The 759-nt window shown below is 49.9% G+C and carries 1 protein-coding gene; it reads left to right on the forward strand.

Annotated features, from left to right (window positions below; all coding sequences use genetic code 11):
* A partial coding sequence (locus D8852_RS09920) for an SHIRT domain-containing protein (RefSeq protein ID WP_221762956.1) occupies positions 1 to 759 on the forward strand: 759 nt, incomplete at both ends.

Raw genomic sequence — 759 nt, forward strand, 5'->3', positions numbered from 1 at the left:
CAACCAACCAGCCCAAACCACTTACACAGATACTGTGAACGACGGTACTTGGACCTTCAAAGGTTACGACGTAACTAGCGCCGTTGTCAACAAGGCAAATGTAGAGTTTGTAGGGAAATGGGCCTTTGAAGCTAACAAGTATCAAGCTACTTACCGCTTCGAGAGCGCAACAGCAGGTAAAGCTCTTCCAGCAGCCATCGCAGCCTTGACTCCAAGCGACAGTGCAACTTATGTGAATGGTGCCTCTGTTTCCGCTCAACAACCAGCCCAAACTACATACACCGACGCAGTGAATGACGGCACATGGACCTTCAAGGGTTACGACGCAGCTAGCGCTGTGGTCAACAAGACAAATGTAGAGTTTGTAGGGAAATGGGCCTTTGAAGCTAAGAAGTACCAAGCTACTTACCGCTTCGAGAGCGCAACAGCAGGGAAATCTCTTCCAGCAGCCATCGCAGCCTTGACTCCAAGCGACAGTGCAACTTATGTGAATGGTGCCTCTGTTTCCGCTCAGCAACCAGCCCAAACCACTTACACAGATACTGTGAACGNCGGTACTTGGACCTTCAAAGGTTACGACGTAACTAGCGCCGTTGTCAACAAGGCAAATGTAGAGTTTGTAGGGAAATGGGCCTTTGAAGCTAACAAGTATCAAGCTACTTACCGCTTCGAGAGCGCAACAGCAGGTAAAGCTCTTCCAGCAGCCATCGCAGCCTTGACTCCAAGCGACAGTGCAACTTATGTGAATGGTGCCTCTGT

The sequence above is a fragment of the Streptococcus mitis genome, from assembly GCF_003942695.1.
GTDB classification, from domain to species: Bacteria; Bacillota; Bacilli; order Lactobacillales; family Streptococcaceae; genus Streptococcus; species Streptococcus mitis_BD.